This window comes from Ereboglobus sp. PH5-5, from assembly GCF_029504805.1.
Lineage (GTDB): Bacteria > Verrucomicrobiota > Verrucomicrobiia > Opitutales > Opitutaceae > Ereboglobus.
The window spans coordinates 44,320-70,668 of record NZ_JAQFIT010000017.1; the positions used below are offsets into that span (position 1 = coordinate 44,320).

Consider the following 26,349-nt stretch of genomic DNA (forward strand, 5'->3'; position numbering starts at 1 on the left):
TTAGGAGTCAGGAGTTAGAATACAGGAGTCAGGAGATTAAAACAGGGGATGGTGGAGTGGCGATAAGTGGAAAGGATGTCAGGATTCTCGGAGTTTTTAGGATGACGAAGTGGTTTCTTCTGACTCCCGTCTCCTGAATCCTGACTCCTTTCCCCGAAAGCGTCAGCTTTCGAGGAACACGACTCCGGGGAGCGCCTTGCCTTCGAGAAATTCGAGGCTGGCGCCGCCGCCGGTGGAGCAGTGGGTGACTTTGTCGGCGACGCCGAATTTCTTCGCGGCCGTGGCGGTGTCGCCGCCGCCGATGACGGTGGTCGCCCCCGCCGCGGTGGCTTCGGCGATCGCGGCTGCCTGGGCCTTGGTGCCGTCGGCGAATTTATCGAATTCAAACACGCCGGCGGGGCCGTTCCAGACGATGGTCTTGGAGGCTTTGATCGTTTGCGTGAAGAGTTCGTTGCTCTTGGGACCAACATCGAGGCCCATCCAGCCGGCGGGGATGCCGGTTTCGTCGGTGGCGGTTTGCACGCTGGCGTCGGGGGCGAACTTGTCGCCGCAGACGTAGTCAACGGGGAGCACGAGTTGCACGCCCTTGGCCTTGGCTTTCTCGACGAGTTCGGGGACGAGCTTGGCGCCCTCGGCGTCGAAGAGGCTGTTGCCGATTTCCATGTTTTGCGCGACCTTCTTGAAGGTGAAGGCCATGCCGCCGCCGATGATGATGGCGTTGGCTTTGTCGAGGAGGTTGTTGATGAGGGGAATCTTGTCCGCGATTTTCGCGCCGCCGAGGATGGCGAGGAGGGGGCGCTGCGGGTTGTCGAGGACCTTGGCGAAGGCGTTGAGCTCGGCCTCCATGAGGAAACCGGCGGCCTTTTCCTTGAGCGCGACGCCGACCATGGAGGAGTGGGCGCGGTGCGCGGTGCCGAAGGCGTCGTTCACATAGATGTCGCCGAGTTTGGTGAGGCTGGCGCGGAAGGCTTCGACGGCGGCCTTGTCGGCCTTGACGGAGGTGCCGTCCTCCTGCTTGGCCTTGCCCTCTTCCTCGATGTGAAAACGGAGGTTTTCGAGGAGCATGACGTCGCCGGGCTTGAGCGCGGCGGCTTGTTGCTCGACGACGGGGCCGACGCAGTCGTCCGCAAAGAGGACGGGTTTGCCGATGAGTTTTTCGAGTTCGGAGGCGACGGGTTTGAGCGAGTATTTCTCGACGCGCGCGCCGTTGGGGCGGCCGAGGTGGCTCATGAGGACGACGGACGCGCCTTTTTCGAGGGCGTATTTGATCGTGGGGAGCGCGGCGACGATGCGCTGGTTGTTGGTGATTGCGCCGGTGGCCTTGTCCTGCGGGACGTTAAAGTCGACGCGGATGAGAACGCGTTTTCCGGCGAGGTCGAGATCACGAATGGTTTTGAATTTAGGCATGGTAGGAAAAGGAACCTCCAAAAAAGAACGGGAATGGCGGTGCTGGCAAGAATTGGTTACGGTTTGCTAAAAATGCGGTGGCTGAAACTCAGAGGTTATCTCGGGGTAAGATTTTCTGATTTTTCAACCACGGAGGACACTGAGAGGCACGGAGAAATTCATGAAAGCGCATTGGTGAACTTTTCTCCCGGTTCCGTGCGTCTTCGTAATATTACGCCTGAAAGTTCTCTAATTTTTGCACGATCCTCCTATGTCGCACCCCAATAAAATCAAAGACAAATTTAACCGCAGATAAACGCAGATGAACGCAGATTTTCAAACCATCGATTCATAAATTCATTGTTTTCCGTATCTGCGTATATCTATGTCCATCTGCGGTTAAAAGGTGCTCAAGATTCAAGTCTTTCAGCGCGACACGCATTGACTTGGTTGTGGAAGGCTCGTCGGCGCACTTGAATTCCAACCCCCAGAGTTTGCCCTTGCGGGGCAGGAGCAGGTCAAGCTCGGCTCCGCCATGCGTGGCCCTCGCGCCCGCCGTGCGCGACCAGCGTTTGCTCCATCGCGAATCCTTCCCAGCTCGCGCCGCAATAGGGATGAAGCCTGAGGGCCGCCATGTCGGCAAGATTGAGCAGGTGATGCACACAGTCCGCTGTCGCGGAAATAGACTTTGGGGGATTTCACGAGCCGCTTGCCGAGATTCACATGCCACGGGTGCAGGACGCGCAGCATGAAGGCGCCCGCAAGCAAATCCCGATAACGCACAAGGGAAGGCTGCGACACGCCCAGCGAACTGGCGAGGGCGGCGGCATTCCATATTTGACCGTGGCAATGCGCAAGCATCCGTCAAAACCTCTCAAGAAGCGCGGGCGCGGGCTTCCCTCCGACCCAGTTGGCGAGCTCGAAAATATCACGTTGTATAAAAGTGACAAAAAAGTTTTCCAGCCAGCGCTGCCTGGCACCTTCGTCACTTGCGAGAAACGCGATGGGGAAGCCGCCGTTAAACCAAAGCTGTTGCTGTCGGGCGACTCCGGCATCCGCGAGGGAAAACCCCGGGCACATCGACAAATTGAATGCGTCCGGCGAGGGTTTCCGAGACACCGCGCACTAGGTCCCATGACGCGCTGCCGAGCAATAGAAACGACACTTTGTGGCCGGGCGCGTCGCACACGGGACGCAATGCCTCAAAAAGGACGGGAAGCCGCTGAATCTCATCTACGATGACCAGCCCTTCCTGATTTTCAAACACCGACCCGGGGCTGGCTTGCAAGGCGGCGAATGTGCGGCGATCCTCCAAATCGAGGTAATGAACGGGGCCGGCTTGAAGTGAGGCAATTTGACGGGACAAGGTGGTTTTGCCAACTTGACGCGCCCCCAGCAAAGCCACGCAGGGTGATTCACCAAGTCGGAGTTAGGATATCCTCAAGCAGTGTCTTTCTGGCAATAGTTCCTTGCATATCGCCAATCATGTTTTGTGATTTTCAAGAAACTCGTAAGCGTTTTAGGAAAATTGACGCCTTTTATGTGCCATAGTCAGAATGGTGTCAGACTGCTCACCCCAGCAGCCGGAAAATGCCATGATATCCGAACAGTTTCGGCTCAATCGGAGGCTTCGCCCTACCATTTGGCTTCCGCATCACTTTCGACAGTGCCGGCGCCTTTCGCGTTGTTGTCATTTTTTGACGCGCAAAAAAAGACCGGGGCTTTTTGCGCCCCGGCCTTGGAAGTGAATCGTGTGCGTTTTTTCGTCCGCCGTTATCAGAGCTTCTCAGCCATCTTCTGGGTGAGCTCGACGACGCGGTTCGAATAACCCCACTCGTTGTCATACCAGCTCACGAGCTTGAAGAACTGCGGGTTCAGCTCGATCGAGGAGCCGGCGTCGAAGATCGACGAGAGCTTGTCGTGAATGAAGTCCGACGAGGCGACTTCGTCCTCGGTGTAGCCGAGGATGCCCTTCATGTAGGTCTCGCTGGCCTTCTTGAGCGCGGCCTTGATCTCGGCGAGCGAGGTGGGCTTGGCGGTCTTGAAGGTGAGGTCGACAACCGACACGGTCGGGGTCGGCACGCGGAACGACATGCCGGTGAGCTTGCCCTTGACTTCGGGGAGCACGAGGCCGACGGCCTTCGCGGCGCCGGTCGTGGAGGGGATGATGTTGATCGCGGCGCTGCGGCCACCCTTCCAGTCCTTCTTGGAGGGGCCGTCCACGGTTTTTTGCGTGGCGGTGTAGGAGTGGATGGTCGTCATGAGACCTTCGGTGAGGCCGAAGCCTTCCTTGAGCATGACGTGCACGATCGGCGCGAGGCAGTTCGTGGTGCAGGAGGCGTTGGAAATGATGTTGTGGTTGGCGTAGTCGATCTTGTCGTCGTTGACGCCGAGGACGACGGTGATGTCCTCGCCCTTCGCGGGGGCGGAGATGATGACCTTCTTCGCGCCGGCGGTGATGTGGCCCTTGGCTTTTTCGGCGTCGGTGAAGAGGCCGGTCGACTCGATGACGAGGTCAACGCCGAGCGCCTTCCAGGGAAGGCCGTCCGGAGTGCGGGCGGAAACGACGAGGATTTCCTTGCCGTTGACAACGAGGACGTCGTCCTCGGCCTTGTCGGCGGCGGATTTCTTGGAGGAAACGGTGCCGGCGAAACGACCCTGCGTGGAGTCGTATTTCAAAAGGTAGGCGAGGTTGTCGGCGGGGACGATGTCACCGACTGCGACGACGTCGAGTGTGGTGCCGAGCAGACCCTGCTCGACAAGTGCGCGGAAGACGAGGCGGCCGATGCGGCCGAATCCATTGATTGCAACTTTGATTGCCATGATTAGCTCCGATTTCTTTCTGAGTGTTGTATTACTGTTTGACTGATGCGGTTTGCGGAAGCGCATCCCGTGATGTGAAACGCAGATAAAATAGCCGCGCGCGCCGCTTGGCAAGGGTTTTGGTTTAAGGATATTTATTCACATTTTCACGGCTTGGCGGCGTTTGGCGGCGGCTCCGGCGCAGTTGGAATATTCGGCGGCGTTTCCATTTTGCCAACGCGTGCTTGCATTTTTTTTGCATGGCGTGCGTTTTTGCGGCCATGCGAAAAAACATGTGCCGGCCCTTCGATTTGTCCCCTGCGATTGTCGCTGTTTTGTTGTTGTTGCTCGCCCCCGGATTCACGGCGAACGCGGCGCGGGCGGAAACCGGCGGCGGCAAATCCGACTACGAGCTCGATGTCGAGGGAATGATCGCGGTCCGCTTTTATGATTCCGTGCGCGAGATCACCCGCGGTGTCCTGGAGTCGCTCGAACGCGTTGAGAAAAACATAAGCGACGCGGATCGTTACATTCCGAACGCCGACCGCTATAAATCAGGCTACTCGAACTGGCGTTCCATGCGCATCGAGTCGCGCGCCGGCGGCGCGTTGCGCGTGCCCAACTTTTACGAGAAAAAAACCATCGAGGAGTTTCGCTCCGTGCACGGGAATCTCATGTCCTCCCTCACCGAACTGGCGGCGCTCAACGACTCGCTGGTCGAGTATTTCAAGGGCGAGGGCGCGAAGGCGGAGGGCTTCAAAAAATACACGGACGCAAAACCGGGGCTCGGGGAGTTCGTTTCCAAAACCCGGGACATGGCCAACTGGCTTGATTCCCTCGCGTTGAAAATCGCGACCGCCGGCGAGGCGCGCACGCTCGCGAAAAATCCTTGCGGCGTGTTCATCACCAACATGCGCGAAGTGCTCGTCGTCGCCGAGTCGGCGCTCCCGTTCGTCAGCGATCCCGCGCTCAAGCCGCGCGATTCCCGAGGAGATCGCCCGCCGGAAACGGACGCCGAAAAAAGCGTGCGCATGGCGCTTGTCACCAGGACCGCGGAAAAACTCGACACGATCACCGCCCGCCTGAAGGAGCTCGCGGCCGCGCACAAACAAACCGGCACGGACGCGATCGCATACGAAAACAAATCCGCCGTCGAAACGAGCCTCCGCGCGCTGGGCCGGTTTTACGACGACGACATTCCGGCGCTGGTTGAAAACATTGAAAAAATCTCCGCCGAGCTTCGCGAGAAAGGCGCCATTGGCGACTACTCGCGCGTGGAAAGCCGCGTGAGGAATCTCAATTATTACCACGACGAATTTGTCGGCATGTTCAACATCTGGGCCGGCGGCACGCGGGCGATGAAACGCGCGCGGGATTAACCATCAACGCATCATTTTTATGAAATCACTCCGCTATTTTTCCGGCATCATCCTCGTTGCGGCGCTCGCCTGTTTGTGCGGCTGCGACCAGTTGTTCAAGGCAAGGTCGAGGGGCTCCGAAACCGCCGAGCGCAAATCCGGGAAGCACACGGTGACCACGGGTTCAAAAAAGTCCGCGAAGCCGACCGCCGCCAAGACGAAGGACAAGGCCGAGAGCGACGCCATCGAGTTTCACAACATCCTCTACGGCGTGCTCGCCGCCGCCAACAAACCGCTCGAAAAAGTCTCCAAGGAAATGACCGAGGCGGTGAGCGACGCGCATCGCGATCACCTCTCGGATCGCACGCGCTGGCGCTCGCTGCGCGGCTCCGGACTCGGCAAGGGATTTCCGAAAATCCCCGGCTTCGACCTCAAGCCGCCCGAGGCGTTCAGCTCGGAGGACAGGGAGTTTTTCAACGCCGGCATCACGACGGTGCGCGATTCCGTCCGCGAAATCATCGCGCTCATCGACGAGCTCGAAACGTATTACGCCGCCGAGGACTACAAGGACGACTGGTTCAAGAAAGTTTACATGACCGCGCCGCGCATGGAGGCGTTGATCGCCACGATCCGTGACGCCAGCGACCCGCTGCGCGAGCGTGTTGACGAGATCACGGATGAAATCGACGCGCGAAACGTGGCCAAGATTCCCGTCGGCCAGTGGGTGCTCAACATGCGCGGCTTCATGAAAAAATACCGCGCCATGACCGCGTGCCTGTTGCGCGCCGAATTCGCCGATCCCACGCACGGCACCGGCGTCACTCCGGAGCAGCGCCGCGCGCGCATCGCGGCCGCCGAGGAATGGGCGGCAAAAGCGGAGGCGTTGTGCGCCGAGCTCGACGAACTCGCCGCCGAGCAGCGCGCGCACGCAATCGCGGATTACGAAGGGTCGCGCTACGAAAAAATCTACCACAAGTTTTACGCCGAATACGACGAGTCAAAAATCGTGATTCGCCGCGTGCTGCGCGGCATGCGCGAGAAGGGTTCGATCTACGATCAAAACAGCATCAAGAGCGACCAGCGCGACATCGCCCGGCATCTCGGCGAGTTTGTCCGGCTGTGGAACGAAAAAGGAAGCCGCGGGAAATAAGATCGCGCGCGAAGTGTCGGGCGCCTTGTTTTGCGAACAAGGCGCAATGTGTGTGGTTAAAATCGTTGCCAGAAAAGATGGTCTCTGCGGATGGGCGCGCTCGCCGGGCGTGCCTGGAATTACGAGGGACAAACACGATGGTTGGAGGAATGTCGCCGGCGCTCGGAACGCGAAACCATCCTGCCCGCTATTCCAGTCACATTTTTAGTAACACTGGCGCAATAAGGGACGTCGTTTAGTGCGCCCGCGCGGCGTTGGTCGCGCGGATAATCTGCAAAAAGTTTCCTTTGAGTTTCCGGTTTTTTGATTTCTGATTCCGGGGCTTTTTTGAAACAAAACACATCCATGTCCCCGCTCACGCCCATTGCGATTTTTCTTGGTTCGGCCCTGTTGTTTTGCCTGCAACCGATGGTCGGGCGCACATTGCTGCCCGCGTTTGGCGGATCGGCGGCGGTGTGGTCGGTGTGCCTGGCCGCGTTTCAAGTGTTGCTCGTGGGAGGTTATGCGTATGCGCACGGGCTGAACAAGTTGGGCGCGCAAAAACAGCGGCGCGCGCATGTGGCGATGCTTGGCGTGGCGGCGGCGTGGACGTTTGCCGCGGCCATGGCGGGGCTGGCGTGGGTGCGCGGAGGGTTGCACGCGGGGGCGCATCCCGCGATGGGGGTTTTGGTTGTCGTGCTCGCGGGTGTGGGCGTGCCGTATCTGGTTTTGTCGGCGGGCAGTTCGCTGTTGCAGGCGTGGGCAAGCGAGACGGCGCGCGAGCATGGCGGGCGCGGTGTGTATCGGCTGTATGCGATTTCCAACTTGGGATCGTTTTTCGGATTGTTCGCCTATCCGTTTTTGCTGGATCCGTTCGTGTCGTTGCGCGGGCAATGGCTTGGATGGTGCGCGGGATTGGTGGTGTATCTGGCGCTGGTTGCGGGCGTGGCGCGGGGGAAGCGCGGGGGCGGGGCGGAGGCGTTGAGCGATCTTGACGCGGCGCTGGCGGCTTCGCGACAGCCGAAAAAGACGGAGCCGGTGGTGCTGGCGCGCGGGCTTTCTGGCGCGGCGTGGTGGTTTGTGCTTCCGGGCTTGAGTTCGTTCACGCTGGTGGCGACGACGAATCATCTGTCGATGGATGTGGCGCCGATGCCGTTGTTGTGGGTGATTTTGCTGGGCGCGTTTTTGCTGAGTTACGCGGTCGGGTTTTCGCGCGCGGGCGAGCGATGGCTGCCGGTGTGGCGGTTGCTGGCGCTGGGCGCGTTGATCGCGTGCGGGTTCGCCGCGCAGGAATCGGGTGGCGACGCGTTCACGGCAAACATTCTGGCGGGCGCGGCGCTGGTGTTTTTCGGGGGCGTGTTTTTGCACGGATGGCTTTATGCAACGCGGCCCGAGGGCGCGCGGCTGACGCGGTTTTACCTGGGAGTGGCCGTGGGCGGGGCGGTTGGCGGGATGCTGGTGTCGTTTGTCGCGCCGGTGGTGTTTTCGGGATATTGGGAGTATCAGGTCGCGCTGATCGCGTGCGCGGCGGCATCGCTGGTGTTCTCGGTATTGTCATGGGAATTGGTCTGGCACGCGCGGCTTCTTAACGGCGTGACGGCGGTGGCGAGTGTGTGCGTGTGCATGCTGGTGTGGACGGCGATGACCGTGGAGTCGCGCGGGATCGTGTTGCGCGGGCGCAATTTCTACGGCGCGTTGAAAGTGGGCCAGTCGGACATGATGGTGGCGGGCGACCTGGCGCGCGTTTATGCGCTCACCAACGGCGGCACGATGCACGGGCAGCAGGCGCATGGACGAAACCCGGAACTGGAAAAAATGCCCACTTCCTATTACGGGTCGCTGGCCGGCGGCTTGTCGGTGATGCTGCACAAAAAATGGACGGGCGGGGCGCGCGGTAAAATCAATTTGGGTGACATGACCAAGCCGGTTTCCGGCGAAAACGGATCGCCGATGCGCGTGGGTGTGATCGGGCTCGGCGTCGGCACAATGGCGACATGGGCGAGGGCGGGGGACGAGTGGCGTTTTTTTGAAATCAATCCGCTTGTGGACAAGGTCGCGCGTGACGAGCAGTTTTTCACTTGCGTGACGCGGTCGGCGGCGGCTCCGCGCACGGTCCTCGGCGACGCGCGCCTGATGCTTGAGCGCGAGCAGTCCGCGGGCGAGGCCGTTTATGATGTGTTGATAATCGACGCGTATTCGGGCGATTCGATTCCGCTGCACCTGGCGACGGAGGAGGCGTTTCAGTTATACGCAAAACGCCTGGCGCCGGACGGGATACTGGCGATGCACATTAGCAACTGGCATCTGGATTTGCTGCCGTTGTGCAAGGCCGCCGCGCGCGCGCTCGGTATGTCCGCGATGGGCGTGCAATCGTTTGACAATCCAAACGAGTTGACCGAAGGCGCGATGTGGGTGTTTTTGACCCGCGAGCCGCTCGATGTGTCGTCGGGCGCCGTGGTGGAGTTGGTGGATTTTTCGCGCGTGCGCGACATTCGCCTGCCGACCGATGAGCGGGGAAGCTTGCAGGGGCTGATTCGTTTCAACTACAGCGCGCCCGTGCTGATTGAGGATGGGTGGCGCGATTATTTGGAAACGGAAACGCGCGCCGACGGGGAATGAAAAGAGTGCCGAAAAAACGGTTGTTTATCACTCCGCCGCCTGGGCGGGGGCTTCCGCCTCGGGGACGATTTGTTTGATGAATGCCATCAGCGGCTGCACCTCGGGGGGAGGCGGAACGAAATTTCCGTATAGCAGCTCGGGCATTGTGTATTCGGTGTTGTAGAATTTGCGGTTGGCGTCGTCGTTGCGGCTCATGTAGCCGGCCTTGACGGTGGCGCCCGCCATCAGACCCTTGTTCTTCACATAAACGAGCACGGGCACGTCGAGGATTTCCTTGCTCACGCTTTCGGCCTCGGCGTATTTCGGTCCGGCGACCGCCTTGGCATCCGCGCCGACGTTGAGGCGTTTTGTGAAGAGCACCTTTGGCGTGGCGTCATCGGTGATGATATAAACGGTTTCGATCGACTTTCCGCCGACTTGAAGTCCGACGCTGGCCTCGCCGGCGCGGATGAGGACGGGAATGCTCCAGGTGCCGTCGCCGCGCTTGACCATGATCACGCCGTAGCCGCCCTTCATGCCGAAGATGAGGCCGGCTTCGAACTGGCTTGTGATGACAATGGCGCGCGCCTCCCGCAGCACGGTGTCGGGAATCGCGTGGTTTTTGTCGGCCATGAATTCGCGGATGATGGCCTCGCAATTCTCGATTTGTTTCACGTAGTCGGAGCGACCGTCGGCGCGCGCAAGGGGCATGGCGGCAAACAAGGCTGTCAGGGCGATGAGGAGAATTTTTTTCATGGCAAAAAGATAATGATGGATGCTGCGTTTTTCAAACGGAACACTGTGGAAAAAACGAGGGCATTATGCACGGACAACGCCTGTTGAAAAGCGCGTAGTGAAAAAACGTTGGGGCGGGCGCGTGAGGTCCCTTCAAATTTTGAGCAATATCCCGAATTGACGCGGGAGCATTGCGACAAACGCGGACAATTCCGGTGCATGAATCATCGTATATTTCCCCTGTAAATCGCACTTGCCACCGCGCGTCGCGCCGTAAAACTCTTGCGCTTTAATCAACACACAAACCACCGCACCCTTTTGCAGTTACCTCCACGGGCCTCGGCCTTTTTTCATCGATAAAGTCTAATCATGGACGACCAAGCATCCAAAGAGAATCCCTCCAAGGATTTTAACAAACTCGATCTCAGCCAACTCCAAGGGTTCAGCTTCGGCACCCAATGGACGCAGGACAAAACCTCGTCTTCACGCCAAGGCGATTCACGCCGATCCAGCGAGGGCGGCGAGCGTCCCCAGCGCAGAAACGGCGGCGACGCCCGGAGGGATCGTCGCGGTTTTCGCAAGCCCGCGACCCCCGCGGATGGCGCGGATTCGCCCGCCGGCGCCGATGCGCAATCCCGTCCGCGCCGTGATGACCGGGCACCCCGCCGCGACCAGCGCGAAGGCGACCAACGCGGCCCGAGGCGCGACTTCCGCGGCCCGCGCCGCGACGACCGCCGTCCCGGCGGCTACCAGCGCGAAGGCGCGCGCGAGTTTACCGGACCGTATTTCAGCCCGTATTACACCGTCACGTTTTATCCGGAGGACAACGGCTTCGCCGCGCTCGTGAAAGCGATCCGCGCTTCGTGCCGCACCTACGAACTTTTTGAAATTGCGCGCGTGGTCATTGGTAAAAACGATCGCTTCGTCGCCGCCATCCAGCGCAAGCAACCCGATGCGCACAAGGCTCCCCGCGCTTCCCGTCCGCAGGCCGACGCGACGGATGAAAGCGGCGAGGTCGCGGCGGAAATTCCCGCCCGCGCGAAACTCGCCCCGTTCGCCATCTCGATTCCGGACGGGCTTCCCTTCGATAACGAGGATGCCGCCATCGCGCATGTTCTCAGCAAGCATCTCGACAAATTTTTCGACACCTCCGAGGTCGAAGTCGAGCCCCCCAAGGGCAACTATCAAGTTATCAACAAATGCGGTGTCACAGGCGAGCTTTTGGGGCCGCCGAACTACCACCTCTACAACCAGATTGTCCAGCAGCACCACGCCTCGCGCCTGGGGCGCATGAACATGGACGCATTTCGTTCGCGCATCGAAACCGTGCGCGATCCCGAGGTCGTGAATCAGTGGCTTGAAAAAATGAAGAAAGCCACCCGCTACACGTGGAAACTTGCCCCGCCCGCCGAAGGCGCGACTCCAATCAGTTTTGATTCCTTCGACGACGCGCGCGCCTACCTGCTCGCCAATGCGCGCGACAAAGTTGTCCGCACTGTCGAAACCGCGCGCATGCACGGCAAACTTTTGGAAATTATGCCGCAGGGCGAAATGCGCCGCGCGGTCGAAAGCACGCTCGAGCGCCAGCGCCGCTTCCCGCTCGACACCGCCAACGCGCTCCGTGGACGTCTCCGCCGCGAAGGCTTCACCATCTTCAAGAAGGGATCCAAGGGCATCTCCTACGTTTGCGCCGTGAAGCGCAAGTTCCGCGTTCCCGGGCAGACATTTGCCGACAGCATTGACGCGCTCATTGCCTTCATCGAGGCCAATCCGATGGTCAAGGCCAGCGAGCTTCCCGCGAAATTCCTCGGAATCAAACAACTCGAAACGCACGCCGCCACAGCCATCGCCGCGCCCGAAGTCGCCACGATTCCCGCGCCGCTCGAAAAAGCGGTTGCGGATGAAACCGCGCCAGCCGCCGAATCGCAACCCGCTGAAACCGCGGTCGAGGAGGTCGTGGCTGCCGAGACTGCATCCGCGTCAACGGAGGCGGCGGAAGAAACCGTGTCCGCAGCTGCTGAGGAAGCACCTGTGGGAACTGTGCCGACGGAGACGTCCGCGCCCGCTATCGAGGCCGCGCCGGAAACCGAGGCGGCACCCGAGTCTGCGCAAACCACTCCGCCGATTGTGCCGCCAGCCAGCGGCTCCGTTGCGCCATTCCCGACCGAACCGCTTTCCGCCGAAGAGCAGGCTCGCCTGCACCGGCTCACCGGCGATCTGCGCTGGCTTGTGTCCGAGGGTTACGTCACCGAATACATCGACGGTTCACTATTCACTTATCCGCCGATGTCCGAGGCCCGCAAAAAGGAGGTCGAAAATGAGGATCGCGACGACCTTCCAACTGCGGAAGCGCATACGGCTTCCGAGAGCGCGTCCGGGCAATCCGAGCCGCCTGCGGAACAACAGCCCGTGGAGACCGATGTTCAGGCACCGGTTGAGCCTTCGGTCGCGCCCGAGCCTGAAATCGCTTCGGAACCGGAGTCCGTTTCCGAGGTGGACGCCGCTTCAGCATCCGAAGCGGTTGCGGATTCGAAGGAGGAAAATCCCGGCGAACCCAAAAACGAAAGCTAAGCGCTTGCGCACAGGAACGGCGGTTTTCGGACCGCCCTCCTAGCGGGCGCGCGCCTTCGCGATGTGCTTTGAAGCGGGTTTTTGAGACCAATCACGATGAAATTATGGGAAAACAGGGGACAATTCTCGAAAAGAGTTTGACACTGAACCTCAATCACGAGGTATTTCCCAATTCTCATTTTTTGGCTTCCTAGCTCAATGGTAGAGCAGTTGACTCTTAATCAATTGGTTCAGGGTTCGAGTCCCTGGGGAGCCACCAAGTTCTTTTCCGCATGTCTGATTTGCGATTGTCCGGGTTAAATAAAAAAATGCCGGACCTTGCCGATGCAGCACAGGCAGTCCGTTCTTTCCCACTCCAACAGACCATGAATGACGCAGAAACGCCGCGCAGGTTTCGCGCAGGGGCAGATTTTTTTGCCGACGTAGCTCAACGGTAGAGCACCTGTTTTGTAAACAGGCGGTTACAGGTTCGAATCCAGTCGTCGGCTCCAGTTTTTCCAATCGCCGCCCGATTCTTGCCCTTTTCGCCCCATTCTCTCTGCCCTCATTTCCTTTTCTTTTTTTCCACTGCCCGATGGTGTAATGGTAGCACAGCAGATTCTGACTCTGCTTGTCTAGGTTCGAGTCCTAGTCGGGCAGCCAGCAAGATATTGAAAGAAAACATCTTAAGTTGCGTTCAATAAAAAAATAAAAGAAGAGCGTTGACTAGGAAACCCGCTGACAGACAAATTCCCGAATTTCTTCACCTTATTTTCACCCAACAATACCAAACCCGCCAATCGCCCTTACACCCTTTTTCCCCTCTCCCAAGCCAAAGGCAGTGAATCCGCCGCATCGCGTGCGCAGTTCCAAGCTGTCGGAAGCACCAAGACAGGAATCCTGAATATTTTTCAAACGAAGATTAATAAATTCCGTCCAACCACGTTATCCAATACAGCTCCCTCAAAAAACAGTAGATTTGTAAAAATATTTCCCTTTAACTCTCACTCCCAAACGAAATCACAAATACTATGATTACAGCAGTCCTCAGCAGCTCACCGCTCGCGTTCTTCAAGCTCATGAATCAGACCCCTATGGAGCTTTTCCTCCATGGCGGCCCAATCATGTGGCCTATTCTTATCACGGCCTTTGTCGGCATCACGGTATCTGTCGAACGCACGATCTTTCTCGTCCGCTCGGCGATGAGCCGCCAGCCGCAAGTCCTTGAGGCCATTTACAAGAAGATTCAGGACGGTGATTTCGAGGGAGCCAAGCAGATCGGCCTCAAGAGCAAGGATCCTGTTGCCAAGACAATTTCGGCGGCTCTTGCCGTGCCTTCTGCCGGTATGATGAGCGCCTTCACTCGCGAGGCCAACAGTCAGCTCCGCCTTTATCAACAAGGCAGCGCGGTGCTCGACACCGTGGTTACGGCGGCCCCTTACCTCGGCCTTCTCGGCACGGTCACGGGCATGATGGAAACCTTCGGCGCCCTTGGCACCGGAGCGGACATCAGCCAGTCGTCCGCCAAGATCACCGGCGGTGTGGCCGAGGCCCTTATCGCCACCATGTGCGGTCTCGCCATCGCCATCCTCGGTCTTATTCCTTACAACACTCTCAATGCGAGCATCGAGCAGGTCAAACACGACATGGCGGATGCCTCCAACACGCTGACCATTTACAAGGTAAACAAGGCGGACAAAGTTCACGCCTGATTCGTTCGACGATTTCGTTTGAAACCGCCTGGCGCCAACACCCGGGCGGTTCCCAAAAAAATCATTACTAGATAACAATAAAAAACTTATAAAACTATGGCAGGCGGCGGCTCACATAAAGGCGACGGTCCGAAAAAAGCGCGCATTGAGATCATTCCCCTCATTGACGTTATCTTCTTTCTGCTTGCCACCTTCGTATTGTTCACCCTTTCGCTGAACAAATCCAACGGTTTGTCCGTTCAATTGCCCAAGGTTGAGAACAGCGGACCCCGCGATCCTTCAAACTCGGTCACCATTTCGATCACCGACAACAACGAAATCGGTTGGGACAAGGACACCATATCGCTCGAGGAGTTTGTCACCCGCATTCATGATTACTCGATTCGTGTCGGTCCCGAAAACGCCCGCATATTTATCAATGGCGATGAAAACGCCAACTACTCCTCGGCTCGCTATGTGATCGACCAGATCAAGCGCACGCAAATCCAGAAGATCATGATTGAGACGCGTATCGTCCCCGATGCCGAGCGCCAGAATTAATCAAATCATTTTAAAATACTAGACACCCATGGCTGAAAATCCTGACACACCAGAGTTGGGCACAGGCGGTTCCAAAAAAGCGCGCATTGAGATCATTCCTCTCATTGACGTTATCTTCTTTCTGCTCGCCACCTTCGTATTGTTCACCCTTTCGCTGAACCGCATCGAGTCCATGGAGACCAAGCTGCCGGTGACCAGTGAAAAGAAGGAAAAGACATCTGACGACGAGCCCTTGATTGTTCAAGTTTCGGATGGCAACACCGTTTATATTGCCCGCGAGCCTGCCGACATGGCAGATGTTCAAATGCGCATTCTCCACTACAAGGAGACAACGATCAATCAGGGCAAGATTCCCCGCGTGCTTATTTCGGGGGATGACCGCGCCAAATACGGCGCCTTGATCAAGGTGCTTGATTATGCGAAAGCCGCCGACGTCGAGGAAATATCATTTGAAACAAACTATCGCCTTTCCGGCAAATAACCAAAGGAGACCCGTAATATGAGACGCGACTTGATTATAGGCACACTGGTTTCCTGCTTTGTCATTGGTGGATTGGGCTGGGGCGAAACCGCCTACGGAAAAATCCGTGACGCACTTTTTGGTCCCAAAAAGACGGTTGCGGCCCCGCAAACATCGACCGTGGAAGTGGAAATATGGGAGGCTCCCGAAATGCCCGAAGTGCCGCCCGATCCCACGGATGCAGCGGATGAGGAGCCGGCGGTTGACGTGGCCACCATCGCCCCGCCCAGCCTCATGGACGTTCCCGGTAATGTGCAGGTGGATTCCTTCACGCAGCAGATGCAGCCTCCTCCTCCGCCTTCGCTCGGTCGTCCCGACGGCGGCACGATGACCATTCCAAAGGGTCCCCCGGGCTCGGGAGTGAAAAACACCATGGGTGCTATTTTCGACCTCAAGGATCTCGACCAAAGACCCACGCCGAGAGGCATGCGCGCCGAGCCTCAGTATCCCTACGAAATGAAACGTCAGGGAATCCCAGGGGAAGTGATACTCCAGTTCCTCGTTGATGAGCGTGGAGATGTCCGTGATGTCACGGTCACTCGCTCCTCACATCGCGAGTTTGAGGCACCCGCAATTCAAGCTGTTCAGAAATGGAAATTCCGCCCCGGTAAAAAAGGCGGCAAGGCAGTTATCACTCGCATGCAAATCCCCATCGCATTCAATCTGAACGACGACGAATAATCTCGCCCATCCCATGTCCCGCAATAGACGAACACTTTCATCCTTTCCGGCCAAGCTCGGCATATTGCTGATCGCGGCCATCACATCCATTTCCCTTGTTGCACAGCAGGCGCCCAAGCCGGAGCTTTCTGAAAAGGTCTCTGAAAGCATTCAGGCCATCGGCAAAAAAATCGTCGAGGAACCCCGCGATTTGGATGGCGCGATCAACGACATCAACGCCCTGCTCGCCCAAGTCAAACCGGACAGCTTCGACACCGCCTATCTCACGCAACTGAAGGCTCAGGCCTACATCAACAAGCAGGATTACGCCTCCACGATCCCTCTCTTGGAGACGGTCTACCGCCTCGCCAAGGAATACAAATATTTTGGCGTCGAACAGGAACTGGGGGTCACATGGATGCTAGCCCAGTTGTATGTTCAGGATGCCAGCATGGAAAAAAACGCGGAAATTCAGAAAGGCAAATTCGCAAAGGCGCTTTCCATGGTGCGCGAATGGCTCTCAAAAACAAAAAAGCCGACATTTGAAGCCTACCACTACGCCGCGTCCATTCTCTACCAACAGGCGACAGGCGGTGGTTCCGGAGCGGAGGTTGACAAGGAACTTTTGAAGCAGGCTGCGCAGGAATGTCAAAACGCCCTTACTATGAGCATCAGGGCGAGAGAACAAATATATCAACTGCTGGTGGCCATCGCGCAGGCGGCCAACGACTATGAGACCGCCACCAAGTATTTGGAGCTCATGGTCGCCGCCAATCCTAAGAGCGCCCAGTATTGGACAATGCTTCTCTCAATGTATCTCGGTTCCGCCGAAGGACTTCCAGAAGGTTCATTCTTGCGCAACGACGCCTATGCCAGGGCCGTTTACACCATTGAGCGCGCCCAAGCCAACGGCTTCATGACTGCACCGGGGGATTACCAGCGCAAACTCGCCTGCTATTTCAACTCAGGCCAGTTTGAAGGCACTGTCGACATCCTTGAGGATGGGCTTCGCAACGGAAAAGTTGAGAACACCCAAAAGAACTGGGAGCTCCTCTCAAGTTGTTATCTTCAGCTCAACCGAACCCAGAAGGCCATCGACGCGCTTGTTGACGCATCCAAGATTTTCAAGGACTCGGGCGACCTCGACATGCAAATCGGGTATCTCTACTACGGCAACGAACAATACCAAAAGGCGCTTGAATTTATGAAAGTGGCGCGCGACAAGGGCGTGGATAAAAACAGGACGGCGTCGCTTTTGTTCTTCATCGGATATTTGCACTTCGAACTCAAGGAGCTGGACGAGGCTCTCGCCTCGGTGGAAAAAGCCCTTGAGGTTGACGCCAACAATCAAAACGCCCGTGAGGTTCAGCGCGCCATCAAGGAGGCCATCGATGACCGCAATCGCAACCTGAAGAAGGACGAGCCAGCCGAGAAAAAAGAAGGCGACGCCAAGGCTGGGGAACAAACCAAGAACGCACAGCAACCCGCCAAATAATCCCGAAAATTACAGGCCATGAAAAAACTCACAGCCCTCTACTTCATAGTCCCGATAATCGGTGTCATCTGCTTTTCCTTTTTCTACACAAGCGTCAAGGCCGAGCTCCACGAACGCGAAGTTCAGCGCAAAAAGCAACAGGAGCAGGAGCAGCTAGAACGCGCCAAGCGCGATGTGGAATTGCGTCAAGAAGCATACCGAATCGCGCGCGCCGATGTTGATCGGCGTATCAAGGAAATCGAGGAGCGAAAAAAAGAGGAGGAGCGCAAGGCCGCCGAAATACAGGCAGCCAAGGATTCGCGTGACCTCGTTTATCGCGAACGCGAGCGCCAAAACAAGCGCCTCACCGATCTTCTGGACAGCCGTGCCGTTGCGAATGATCAACTGGCGGCGGTGAAGGAGCAACTCAAACTGCAACGCATCCAATCGGAATATTACGGAACAGCGGCCAGTGAGGTTAGCCAAAACAAGAGGCTCTACGAACAGGCGCTGGCTCGAATGGACGCCGCTGCGGCCGCCGCGATCAAGCAGGCAGAAGCGTTGAAAGCACAGGCAAAGAAAAGCTGATCCAACACATTTCGATTTCAAAATGAGAAAACTCTATTTCATTATTCCAATCATACTGGCGAGTATCTTTCTCTTTTTCTATCTAAGCGAGAGAAAGGTCATTCATCAGAGAACCGAGGAGGCCAACGCCAAACAGCAGGCCGAAATTCAGGCCAAGAAAAAAAAGGACCAGGAAGACCGTGAACGCGCCCGTGCGGTAGCGGTGGCCCAAGCTGCGGAACGCGCTGCGGAACGCGAAAAAAAGCGTCTTGAGGAAGAGGCTCAAAAAGCCCAGATGCAGGCGGCGCGTGACGCACTTGCTGACGCATTGCAGGAACGCGAACGCGCGTATAAGCAGAAGCTCAAGCTCACGGAAGACCGCAGTGCGGGGGATGCCCAACTGCGGCGCGCCCGGGAGCAAATCAAACTGCAGCGTGCCCAGCTCGATTACATCAAAAATTCCGTCAAGGAAGTCACCGCTAAAAAGTCAATTTACGAACAGTCATACGGAAAACTGGAAGCTGCCGAGCGCATTGCCGCGGCCAATGAAGCCGCGCGCCTTGCCGCCGCCACTCCGAAAAAATAACCCTTTAAATCACACGTAACATGAATCGTTTACTCTATATCGGAATCCCCGTCGTATTAATGGTCGCCTTTCTCTTTATCTATGCGGACAGCAAGAAGAAGATTGAAGCTGCACAAGAGAAGGCTCGCATCGAGAGAGAGGTGGAAGATAAACGAATCGCCGACGAAAAAGAGGCGCTTCGCATACGAAATAAGAAAAATGCCGATGAGGCAGATGCGCGGCGCAAAGCGGAGGATGCTGAAAAAGATCAGAAGAAGAAGGACGAATACAAAGCCGGCCTTCAGAAGATCCGTGACGACGAAGCCAATTTCACCGCGGACCTGAACAAATACAAGAAGGAGATTGCAGAGATTGAGAAGGAACTGGACAAGATTCGCGCGGAAAAGGAAAAGCTCAGTCGCGAGTCGATTGATCTCAGCAAGGAGATCGCGGCCGCATACATTGAGCGCCAGAACGCCGAGATGGAAGTCCAGCGCTACGCCGCAATGGTCGCCCGTCGCGCCAACGACAGCCCGCTCGCTCGTCCCCCCGCCGTTGCGCCAGCCCAGTAATTGCCGGGTATTGCGCATCAAAAATTTCAAGCCGCCGGGTTTCCCCAGGCGGCTTTTTTATTGGTGAGATCGCAGAGACTGCGATCGGCAACTGACCGTGATAATGGCCTTTTCTATGGTGTTGAATATCACACCAAGCTCTTACGCACTTGCGCGGCGGCGTCGGCCCAAGTGGGGAGCGGGCGCGCAAGGACCTCGGAACGCAGACGGGTGAGTTCGGTTTCGTCGGTGAGGATGCGGCGCAACACGGCCTTCCATGCGGCGGCGTGATTCACGGGCGCGGTTACGCAACCGCCGCTGTTGGTGTATTCACGCAGGACGGGCAGGTCACTGCACACGCAGGGCAGACCCATCCAGAGCGCCTCGAGCGGGGGCAGGCCGCAGCCTTCGGCGATCGTCGGGAAGAGCGCGGCGCGGCATTTGGTGTAGAGCGCCAGCATGGCGTCGTCGGACGCGCTTTCATGCAGGTGCAGGCCGCGATATTTTTTGCGCATCGTCTTGATGCGACTCTTGATCGGCTCGCCAAACTCCTCATTCACGCGACCGACAAAGTTCATTTCAAATTGCAGGCCCTCGTCCCAAAGCGCCTCGCACACATCAAGCAGGAAGTTCTGGTTTTTGCGCGGTTCGAGCGCGCCGACGCACAGGAACGCGGGGTTGGCCGCCGCGGGCGTGTTTGCGGCGCTCGCCCGCGGTGTGTATTTTTGGAAATTTGCGCCGAGTGTGATGCGTTCCACGGTCGCGCGCGGGGCGATGCCCTGGAATCTCCAAAACTCGTGAAGGTCGTTTGCGCTGTAATTGGAAACGGCGAGGATGCGGTCGAAGTTCGAGAGCATCTTCATGTAGTCGGGCGCGCGCAGCACGCTGTTGCGGCGCGTGATCTCGGGATACTTCAGCGGGATGGCGTCATGAAAAACGGCGGCGAGTTTGCATTTGCCCGATTCGATGAATTCGCGGAAACCCTCGCGCTCGCCCTCGCTGAAAAGCTCGACGGTTAAAAGCCATTCGTTGCGCGCCTTTGAAAAGGTGATCTCGCGGCCGGTCTCGGAATTGCGCCAGCCGCCTTTTTTCCAGACGACCGCGGTGCATCGTTGCGAGGCGAGTTCGTCGAGCAGGCGATGACTCACACGGGTAAGACCGGAACTGTATTTCGCGGGACCTGTTTTGGTAACGTCGAAGTAGATCATGATGCTTCAGGGTGGTGGGAGCTTGCAGTGTTGTCGATTGTTGTTTGCGCGGCCAGTTCAAAGCACGCGTGAAGTTGCGAGGCGTTTTTGTGCGCGTCGAAGTTTTCCTCGACCCAGCGGCGGGCCTCGGCCCGGAGCGATTCGGCGAGAAGGTCGTCGGTTGCGAGGCGCCGCATATCGGTCACCCATGCGCTAATGTCCTCGACATCGGCAACGAGCCCGGTCTCGCCGTGGTGGATGGCCTCGGTGGTCGCGGCGGCGGGCGATGTGATCACAAGCACGCCGGCGGACATGGCCTCGGGGATGACGTTGGGCAGTCCGTCGCGGTCGCCGCTGCGCGCAACCACCCCGGTGTGAATGAGCACATCGGCCCATTGGAGCTGCCGCCAGACTTCGGGCAGGGCGAGATGCCCCATGAGCGTGACCTTGTCGGCGACTCCGTTTTTGGCGGCGGTTTGCTCGAGTGTCTCGCGAAGCGGTCCGTCGCCGATGATGCGCGCCTCGAACGCAACGCCCGCGTCGCGGAGCGCGCCGTAGATTCGCATTTGATGCGTGAAGCCCTTTTTCTCAACGAGGCGGCCAACGCACACGATGCGAATCGGCGAGCGGTCGGGACGCAGTGGATTCATGATGGGGAACGCGTCGAGTCCGCGACGGATCAGGCGGACCTTGCCCGCGGACACGCCGCGCTGAACGAGCGTGGCTCGTCCCATCGCTGTTGACGTGTGGATGAAGCGCGCGTCCGCCAGTTTTTCGTCAAGCCACCAGTCCCCGCCGTGTTCGTAAATATCATAGGCGTGCGCGGCCGCCGAGTAGGGGATTTTGTTTAAGCGCGAAAGGCACCACGCCGCCGTGGCCGGGGCGCCGCTCCACGCGGCATGAATGAGCGAGGGCGGATCTTTTTTGAATGCGCGGTAAAACACACCCGCGAAACCCGCGCCGAGCATGTTCTCCCAAAAATTAATCCACGAGGGCGCGCGCCGCGTGAGAAGCCCGCGCAACAAAATGCCAAACACATCCCAGCGCGTGACCGCGACCCACGGGATGATCCAGAATAGCTCCAGCAGCCGCCATTTGTTAAAGGCGCGCACGGGCAGCCCGCAGAACGTCCCGCCGCCGCCCCAGAACGAATAAATGCGCAAGTCGGCGCCGAGCCGGTGCATCGCGATGATTTCGCGTTGAAGGAACGTCTCCGTGTTTTTCGGAAACGTCGTGAAAAGATAGGCGATTTTGAGGCGAGGATTGTGCAAGGCTCGACAGACTGGAAAACCTGCCCGCGCAGGCCAAGCAGAAGTTTTTCGCGCATGTTAATTGGCGCGTGATGAACCCGAGTGAAGAACCCCGAAAAAAACGACCATTACTTTTTCCTTGCGCACCCCGATGCGAAAAGTCCTTACTCTGCCCCTCAAAATTACGGACCCTTAGCTCAGTTGGTTAGAGCGCTTCCTTGACATGGAAGAGGTCGATGGTTCGAGTCCATTAGGGTCCACCACTTTTCCGGCAAAAGCCGCCTTTCATAGGGCGGCTTTTGTTTTTGACTGAATCGGTTTGCGGTGGTTTGAAGGCAAAACACAAACCAAACACAAACCAGAATGCAAACCAAACGCAAACCAGGGTCCAAACCAGACGCAAACCGAGGTCTGTCTCAACAAGGTGTGAAACGAAGCAGGGAATGGGTTCCCCCTCGCGGTATGCGTTATTCATTTCGTCCTGAGCGAAAGTCCGCACCATTTTATTTGCATTGGCGCAAGAATGGAAAAGAGACAGCCCTCGGCTTCAAAGACAAGGCATCTCGTGAGATCAAGGCTCGCAGCCTTGCGGAAGCACGTGACGCGCATGGAAGCGAAGTGCTCACATTCGATCCAGTCCTGTGGCGAAAATATCGGGAGTTTCAGGCAATCGTCGGCGAGGGCGTCGATCCGGTTATTGTCGCCCATGAGTGGAAAAAAAGCAAACAGGGGACGGCGCGCATTGAGAGCCTAGTGTTGACCGATGCCGTCACAAAATACTTCGCCTTGCGCAAAAGCGAACAAAGCTGGGGACGCGACGCAGAGCGTCATGCTGAGAAACATTTGAAGCGCCTGTGCGACGAACACGGGGCGAAGCGCTTGAGCGAGTTGTCGCGCGAGGAAGTGCGCGAATGGATGGACGGACTCGTTGACGATGAGGGAAATCCTATCGGCCCTTATTCAAAAAAAGACCATCTGAAGCATGTGAGGACATTTTTCGACTATGCCCTTCGCGAACGCTGGGGCGCCGTTGAAAATCCGTGCCTGCTGATCAAGCCGCCAAAAACGGAGGACGGTGATCCAGTCGTGATTCCGCTCCGCGACGCGTTTGAGTTCTTCAAGGCAAACCGCGACGAGCGCGTGGTTGGGCGCGTGGCATTGGAGGCATTCGGAGGCATCCGCTACACGACCGCAGGATTGATCCAGAAGGACGCCGTCAACTTCGAGAACAAAGGCCTGAGGCTGGTAGCGCGCATTCACAAAACAGGAAAAAAAGACGGACGCACGCGTTACCGCCAAGGACATCCGGACAATCTCTGGACATGGTTGGCGCACACGCCGGAATCGACATGGGCGATGAGCGCATTGAATTACCGGGAGGGCAAACGTCATGCGGGGATCCGGGCGGGAATAAGGCCGTCGGACACATCGGATGCGGAGAACCAGGAAAGGATCCGCGGACTGCGCAACGTGTGGCGGCACTCATTCATTAGCTATCACTTGGCCGCGTTTAAGAACACCCCGCTCACTCAGTATCTGGCGCAGCACTCGAATCCGAAGACGACCGAGGAATACGAAGGCGTCGCCGACCAGACGGACGCCGCGCGCTATTTTCTGATCACCCCCGATTCCGTGAAGCTCTCGTGGGAAGAATTTTTAAAACTTCCCATCAAGGAAAAGAAACCTGGGACGAAGGGCTGAGGGCATTCAGCCGCCATCATGTCGGTGCGCTGAATCCGGTAGTCTATCATTTTTACATTCCTCCGGATTCAGACATCGCGAGAGCCATGATCGCCAGTTTAAATGTTTAAGAGGCCCGTGTTATTAAAAGGCGGGGCATCAGCGCTGTTTTGTCAAAATAACAACAGTCCCATCACGCAAAACTGATCGGAATTAAGAATCGCATTTCTATGCAGACATTGTATTCGGAAATTTTTAAATGTTTAGCGGTGCCGTATTTTTGTCGAAAGGTAATGTTAACACGGGAAAAAATTCTGGCCATTCTGCCCCTAGCTAGAAAAATCGTTTGTATGAATAAAGAACCCCGCCGCAAGTAGCGGTGTATTGAATAAAACACCAAGCAACGGACTCCGTTGTTGTTTCAAGCGAAACGAGGCAATTCTCGGGGTATTAAACCCACAACAAAGAAATTTCCATAGTTTATAAAATCATATCAAAAAATCAAATTACCCTGATCATAAACCGAATATTCCATTTCATGTCTTGTAGATCTTACGATCGATTTTTTAGTGAGATTTTGAAAATAATTTTTGGAATACCGTTTCTTTTTTATAATATTAAGGAAGCCGGAGGCGGATCGGTTTTCGCCAAGGCAACAAACTATGAATGCAAATCAAAATCCTACAACGGCGGAGCCCTCCCAGGCAGCCGCCTCGACATACACAGCAGCCATCCTCAAGGCGGGCTACTATCCACATGAAAGCCTGGTCACGCAGGTTCAAGCCGCGCATCTTGCGTTGCTTAATATGAACCTCGTGAAGCGTGTTTTCGTCGGGTGGCAGCGCGCAATGCAGAAGGAAGCCGCCAAACGGGCCGAAGCCGCTAAACAAGCAGGAGGTAAAAAGGCTTAAGCCCCCCCGCCTGCCCTTCTTTGCCGGGGAGGGGCAGGCAATTCGCTCAACAATCAAAACATATTCAAATATGAAACACATCATCAAAGTAAAACGCCCACGCACCCTAATGCATCTTGATTCGAAGGACAAAATTCACTCGGACGACCAAAAATTGTCGAGATCCTTGAGATCTCACAAAAAGCGCCGAAAAGATTCTCGATTCTTAGCGGTTATTCCTCAGCCAAAGAGCAAGAAGCACGAAGAAAGCAAAGAGCCTAAAGTTCTCAAATATCCAAGCCTCGACGGAGGCCTGCTAATTTCTGCAAAGGGCAAAGAAATGACATCTGAAAAACACGCGCTCCTGCACACCTGGCTTATCAAAAAATTATCATTCTATTGGAGGGATGAAATTCGTCCCGACGGACGCATGCGCCGTCGCAAAATCAAAACCGATGGGGTATTGAATCTTGAGATATCGTTTCGACCCGATCATGCCATGGCATTGATGGAATTGGAGCGTGATCCGGAGCTAAGCAAACTCATCAAGCCATTCCTCATGGAATTGGCTTATGCATTGGCGGTGGAGTTCAAAACCAAGACTGGGTTGCGTGCCATGTGTGTCCAGCTGCATCCCGAAGAGGGTGTTCTGCACTTTCACATCACATTCACTGCCGTTTCAAATTACAATGAGTTGATGTGGCTGGATCGCGGTGTTGGAAGAAAAGGCATCCGCTGCCTAGGCCCTCAACATATCGGAGATCTCCGGCTCGCGCGCGCGGGAATACTGCCTCTGGACAGCGCCGAACTTGCCGAGGAGGATTTCAAGCGTATTCATAAAACTCACGGTGAAATTCCCATTGATTGGCAGCTCTCCGAATTGGTGGTGGTTTCATGCCAAGATTTCCGCATCAAACACAAGCTTAAGCATTATTTTGATGCCGCCAAAAAACGCTACACTAAAGAAGTATTGGGGCGGTTTGCTAAACGTCCCGATCAGCTCAAAAAACAAAACCTTCAGCTGAAGGAGGATGCCGAAAATGCAAGGCGAGAAATTGAGCAACTCAAAATTGATCTTGCGACTACCGTGCAAAAAGCGGATCAACTAAAAGCAGAATTCGAAGAGGAAAAACAGAAAAATGAGTTTTTTCATCGGGAAAATGAATCGCTTAAAAAATTCCTTATGGAAGAGGATTATGAGGAGACCGAGAGGAAGCCCGGCGGGATGGAAATGGAGTAACGCGACAGATCGGAGTGGCTTATTAAGCCATGCCAAAAGCACCAAAGGGCATCGTCATAGTGATTGGCGGTGCCTTTTTTTGTCTTGGTTATTTCGACTCCGAAATTGGAGGACTATTATGAGTTCGCTGTAGTCTCGCACGCAGTCAAAGCTATAAGTAAAAGCACTGGGGACGATATCTCATCTCGTAATATACTCCCCAAGAATATCGAGGTTAAATAAAATTCAGCGGTAACCATGCTCAGAATAGCAGCCGAGCTTGTAGCCAATCTACCGCCTTATCAGCCGCTTGATGAGCGCCGTGGCGCCGAGTCCGAGGACGTAGAGGAGCGACGGGGCTCCGCCACCGCCGCCGCCCCCGGACGAGCTGTTGTTATTGCCGCCTGTGTTGCCGCCACTTGTGGTGACGGTTACGGTGACTGCGCTGCTGGTGACGTTGCCGTAGGCGTTGCTAATCGTGACGGTGTAGTTGCCGTTGTCAGTGGTTGCGGCCACCTTCGAGTATGTCCTCGATGTAGCGCCGGCGATGTTGGCGCCGTTCTTTTTCCACTGATAGCTGAGGCCCGCTCCCGAGGCCGTAACCGCGAGCGTGAACGTGTTGCCTTGGGCAACCGTGATGCTTTGCGGCTGGCTGTTGATGACGGGCGGCTTGCCGGCTGCGTTCACCGTGACGGTGGCGGCGTTGCTTGTCTTCGAACCAACGTCGTTGGTGACGGTGCAGGTGTAGGCACCCGAATCCGTGGTGACGCTGTTGGTCTTGGTGTAGCTGCTCGAGGTGGCACCGGCAATGTTCGCCCCTGCCTTTTTCCATTGGTAGGAGAGTCCGGTTCCCGAGGCCGTGATGGACACGGTGAAGCTGCTGCCTTCGGTCACGGTCACGTTTTGAGGGTGGCTCGTGATGCTGGGCGGCTGCGGCGGCGGGTTTACCGTAACGGTGGCAGTTTGGCTGTTGGTG

At 56.8% G+C, this 26,349-nt stretch carries 22 protein-coding genes and 4 tRNA genes; 19 read left to right on the forward strand and 7 right to left on the reverse strand.

What is annotated here, in order from left to right; all coding sequences use genetic code 11:
- Positions 1 to 162 precede the first annotated feature (162 nt).
- The 3 genes from M2103_RS11565 to gap all read right to left on the reverse strand — a co-directional run bounded on the left by M2103_RS11565 (position 163) and on the right by gap (position 4,209).
- Complete coding sequence (locus tag M2103_RS11565) at positions 163 to 1,407, reverse strand: phosphoglycerate kinase (RefSeq protein WP_277510714.1); 1,245 nt, start codon at positions 1,405 to 1,407, stop codon at positions 163 to 165.
- 843 nt (positions 1,408 to 2,250) lie between these two features.
- On the reverse strand, positions 2,251 to 2,472 hold the full coding sequence (locus M2103_RS11570) for a hypothetical protein (protein WP_277510715.1): 222 nt from the start codon (positions 2,470 to 2,472) through the stop codon (positions 2,251 to 2,253).
- Between the two features lie 690 nt (positions 2,473 to 3,162).
- A complete protein-coding gene (gene gap, locus M2103_RS11575; protein WP_108826444.1) occupies positions 3,163 to 4,209 on the reverse strand; it encodes a type I glyceraldehyde-3-phosphate dehydrogenase in 1,047 nt (348 codons plus the stop codon).
- 260 nt (positions 4,210 to 4,469) lie between these two features.
- On the opposite strand from gap, the gene M2103_RS11580 reads away from it, so the two are divergent.
- From M2103_RS11580 to M2103_RS11590, 3 genes are all read left to right on the forward strand, one after another.
- On the forward strand, positions 4,470 to 5,567 hold the full coding sequence (locus M2103_RS11580) for a hypothetical protein (protein ID WP_277510716.1): 1,098 nt from the start codon (positions 4,470 to 4,472) through the stop codon (positions 5,565 to 5,567).
- A gap of 19 nt (positions 5,568 to 5,586) precedes the next feature.
- The gene (locus M2103_RS11585) at positions 5,587 to 6,696 is read left to right on the forward strand and encodes a hypothetical protein (RefSeq protein WP_277510717.1); all 1,110 of its coding nucleotides are present in this window, start codon (positions 5,587 to 5,589) and stop codon (positions 6,694 to 6,696) included.
- Between the two features lie 345 nt (positions 6,697 to 7,041).
- Complete coding sequence (locus M2103_RS11590; protein ID WP_277510718.1) at positions 7,042 to 9,294, forward strand: fused MFS/spermidine synthase; 2,253 nt, start codon at positions 7,042 to 7,044, stop codon at positions 9,292 to 9,294.
- Positions 9,295 to 9,321: 27 nt separating this feature from the next.
- Here M2103_RS11590 and M2103_RS11595 read toward each other — a convergent pair whose 3' ends face one another.
- Complete coding sequence (locus tag M2103_RS11595) at positions 9,322 to 10,029, reverse strand: lipid-binding SYLF domain-containing protein (RefSeq protein WP_277510720.1); 708 nt, start codon at positions 10,027 to 10,029, stop codon at positions 9,322 to 9,324.
- Positions 10,030 to 10,377: 348 nt separating this feature from the next.
- Between M2103_RS11595 and M2103_RS11600 the strand changes: the two genes are divergently transcribed.
- The 12 genes from M2103_RS11600 to M2103_RS11655 all read left to right on the forward strand — a co-directional run bounded on the left by M2103_RS11600 (position 10,378) and on the right by M2103_RS11655 (position 19,168).
- Positions 10,378 to 12,579 carry a hypothetical protein gene (locus M2103_RS11600; RefSeq protein ID WP_277510722.1) on the forward strand — a complete coding sequence of 734 codons (2,202 nt, stop codon included), beginning with the start codon at positions 10,378 to 10,380 and terminating at the stop codon, positions 12,577 to 12,579.
- A gap of 184 nt (positions 12,580 to 12,763) precedes the next feature.
- Positions 12,764 to 12,838 (forward strand) — tRNA-Lys (locus M2103_RS11605).
- A gap of 157 nt (positions 12,839 to 12,995) precedes the next feature.
- Positions 12,996 to 13,070 (forward strand) — tRNA-Thr (locus M2103_RS11610).
- 77 nt (positions 13,071 to 13,147) lie between these two features.
- Positions 13,148 to 13,221, forward strand: a tRNA-Gln gene (locus M2103_RS11615).
- Between the two features lie 368 nt (positions 13,222 to 13,589).
- Positions 13,590 to 14,270: a MotA/TolQ/ExbB proton channel family protein gene (locus M2103_RS11620; protein WP_108824694.1), complete on the forward strand. Its 681-nt coding sequence runs from the start codon at positions 13,590 to 13,592 to the stop codon at positions 14,268 to 14,270.
- A 96-nt stretch (positions 14,271 to 14,366) separates the two neighbouring features.
- On the forward strand, positions 14,367 to 14,810 hold the full coding sequence (locus M2103_RS11625) for a biopolymer transporter ExbD (protein WP_277510723.1): 444 nt from the start codon (positions 14,367 to 14,369) through the stop codon (positions 14,808 to 14,810).
- A gap of 28 nt (positions 14,811 to 14,838) precedes the next feature.
- Positions 14,839 to 15,291: a biopolymer transporter ExbD gene (locus M2103_RS11630; protein WP_277510724.1), complete on the forward strand. Its 453-nt coding sequence runs from the start codon at positions 14,839 to 14,841 to the stop codon at positions 15,289 to 15,291.
- An 18-nt stretch (positions 15,292 to 15,309) separates the two neighbouring features.
- Positions 15,310 to 16,011 (forward strand): energy transducer TonB, encoded by a 702-nt coding sequence (locus M2103_RS11635; RefSeq protein WP_277510725.1) that lies wholly within the window; start codon positions 15,310 to 15,312, stop codon positions 16,009 to 16,011.
- 13 nt (positions 16,012 to 16,024) lie between these two features.
- A complete protein-coding gene (locus tag M2103_RS11640; RefSeq protein WP_277510726.1) occupies positions 16,025 to 17,485 on the forward strand; it encodes a hypothetical protein in 1,461 nt (486 codons plus the stop codon).
- A gap of 18 nt (positions 17,486 to 17,503) precedes the next feature.
- Positions 17,504 to 18,052 carry a hypothetical protein gene (locus tag M2103_RS11645; protein ID WP_277510727.1) on the forward strand — a complete coding sequence of 183 codons (549 nt, stop codon included), beginning with the start codon at positions 17,504 to 17,506 and terminating at the stop codon, positions 18,050 to 18,052.
- A gap of 22 nt (positions 18,053 to 18,074) precedes the next feature.
- Positions 18,075 to 18,617 carry a hypothetical protein gene (locus M2103_RS11650; protein ID WP_277510729.1) on the forward strand — a complete coding sequence of 181 codons (543 nt, stop codon included), beginning with the start codon at positions 18,075 to 18,077 and terminating at the stop codon, positions 18,615 to 18,617.
- Between the two features lie 20 nt (positions 18,618 to 18,637).
- Positions 18,638 to 19,168 carry a hypothetical protein gene (locus M2103_RS11655; RefSeq protein WP_277510730.1) on the forward strand — a complete coding sequence of 177 codons (531 nt, stop codon included), beginning with the start codon at positions 18,638 to 18,640 and terminating at the stop codon, positions 19,166 to 19,168.
- A 128-nt stretch (positions 19,169 to 19,296) separates the two neighbouring features.
- Here M2103_RS11655 and M2103_RS11660 read toward each other — a convergent pair whose 3' ends face one another.
- Positions 19,297 to 20,355 (reverse strand): glycosyltransferase, encoded by a 1,059-nt coding sequence (locus tag M2103_RS11660; protein WP_108824702.1) that lies wholly within the window; start codon positions 20,353 to 20,355, stop codon positions 19,297 to 19,299.
- Entirely contained in the window at positions 20,352 to 21,605 is a 1,254-nt protein-coding gene (locus M2103_RS11665; RefSeq protein ID WP_277510732.1) for a glycosyltransferase, read from the reverse strand. The genes M2103_RS11660 and M2103_RS11665 overlap by 4 nt, the downstream gene beginning before the upstream one ends.
- A 165-nt stretch (positions 21,606 to 21,770) precedes the next feature.
- On the opposite strand from M2103_RS11665, the gene M2103_RS11670 reads away from it, so the two are divergent.
- The 4 genes from M2103_RS11670 to M2103_RS11685 all read left to right on the forward strand — a co-directional run bounded on the left by M2103_RS11670 (position 21,771) and on the right by M2103_RS11685 (position 25,394).
- Positions 21,771 to 21,847: transfer RNA gene (locus M2103_RS11670), tRNA-Val, on the forward strand.
- Between the two features lie 100 nt (positions 21,848 to 21,947).
- A complete protein-coding gene (locus tag M2103_RS11675; protein WP_277510734.1) occupies positions 21,948 to 23,285 on the forward strand; it encodes a hypothetical protein in 1,338 nt (445 codons plus the stop codon).
- 641 nt (positions 23,286 to 23,926) lie between these two features.
- Positions 23,927 to 24,175: a hypothetical protein gene (locus M2103_RS11680; RefSeq protein ID WP_277510735.1), complete on the forward strand. Its 249-nt coding sequence runs from the start codon at positions 23,927 to 23,929 to the stop codon at positions 24,173 to 24,175.
- A 70-nt stretch (positions 24,176 to 24,245) separates the two neighbouring features.
- Complete coding sequence (locus M2103_RS11685) at positions 24,246 to 25,394, forward strand: hypothetical protein (RefSeq protein ID WP_277510737.1); 1,149 nt, start codon at positions 24,246 to 24,248, stop codon at positions 25,392 to 25,394.
- A 270-nt stretch (positions 25,395 to 25,664) separates the two neighbouring features.
- On the opposite strand, the gene M2103_RS11690 is transcribed toward M2103_RS11685, so the two are convergent.
- Positions 25,665 to 26,349: immunoglobulin domain-containing protein (locus M2103_RS11690; protein ID WP_277510739.1), on the reverse strand; the 685-nt coding region annotated here is incomplete at its 5' end.

Excerpts from the sequence above, each read along its gene's own strand:
- M2103_RS11565 (WP_277510714.1), bottom strand. The coding sequence starts at position 1,407 with ATGCCTAAATTCAAAACCATTCGTGATCTCGACCTCGCCGGAAAACGC.
- gap (WP_108826444.1), bottom strand. The coding sequence starts at position 4,209 with ATGGCAATCAAAGTTGCAATCAATGGATTCGGCCGCATCGGCCGCCTC.
- M2103_RS11580 (WP_277510716.1), top strand. The coding sequence starts at position 4,470 with ATGCGAAAAAACATGTGCCGGCCCTTCGATTTGTCCCCTGCGATTGTC.
- M2103_RS11585 (WP_277510717.1), top strand. The coding sequence starts at position 5,587 with ATGAAATCACTCCGCTATTTTTCCGGCATCATCCTCGTTGCGGCGCTC.
- M2103_RS11590 (WP_277510718.1), top strand. The coding sequence starts at position 7,042 with ATGTCCCCGCTCACGCCCATTGCGATTTTTCTTGGTTCGGCCCTGTTG.
- M2103_RS11595 (WP_277510720.1), bottom strand. The coding sequence starts at position 10,029 with ATGAAAAAAATTCTCCTCATCGCCCTGACAGCCTTGTTTGCCGCCATG.
- M2103_RS11600 (WP_277510722.1), top strand. The coding sequence starts at position 10,378 with ATGGACGACCAAGCATCCAAAGAGAATCCCTCCAAGGATTTTAACAAA.
- M2103_RS11620 (WP_108824694.1), top strand. The coding sequence starts at position 13,590 with ATGATTACAGCAGTCCTCAGCAGCTCACCGCTCGCGTTCTTCAAGCTC.
- M2103_RS11625 (WP_277510723.1), top strand. The coding sequence starts at position 14,367 with ATGGCAGGCGGCGGCTCACATAAAGGCGACGGTCCGAAAAAAGCGCGC.
- M2103_RS11630 (WP_277510724.1), top strand. The coding sequence starts at position 14,839 with ATGGCTGAAAATCCTGACACACCAGAGTTGGGCACAGGCGGTTCCAAA.
- M2103_RS11635 (WP_277510725.1), top strand. The coding sequence starts at position 15,310 with ATGAGACGCGACTTGATTATAGGCACACTGGTTTCCTGCTTTGTCATT.
- M2103_RS11640 (WP_277510726.1), top strand. The coding sequence starts at position 16,025 with ATGTCCCGCAATAGACGAACACTTTCATCCTTTCCGGCCAAGCTCGGC.
- M2103_RS11645 (WP_277510727.1), top strand. The coding sequence starts at position 17,504 with ATGAAAAAACTCACAGCCCTCTACTTCATAGTCCCGATAATCGGTGTC.
- M2103_RS11650 (WP_277510729.1), top strand. The coding sequence starts at position 18,075 with ATGAGAAAACTCTATTTCATTATTCCAATCATACTGGCGAGTATCTTT.
- M2103_RS11655 (WP_277510730.1), top strand. The coding sequence starts at position 18,638 with ATGAATCGTTTACTCTATATCGGAATCCCCGTCGTATTAATGGTCGCC.
- M2103_RS11660 (WP_108824702.1), bottom strand. The coding sequence starts at position 20,355 with ATGATCTACTTCGACGTTACCAAAACAGGTCCCGCGAAATACAGTTCC.
- M2103_RS11675 (WP_277510734.1), top strand. The coding sequence starts at position 21,948 with ATGCAAACCAAACGCAAACCAGGGTCCAAACCAGACGCAAACCGAGGT.
- M2103_RS11680 (WP_277510735.1), top strand. The coding sequence starts at position 23,927 with ATGAATGCAAATCAAAATCCTACAACGGCGGAGCCCTCCCAGGCAGCC.
- M2103_RS11685 (WP_277510737.1), top strand. The coding sequence starts at position 24,246 with ATGAAACACATCATCAAAGTAAAACGCCCACGCACCCTAATGCATCTT.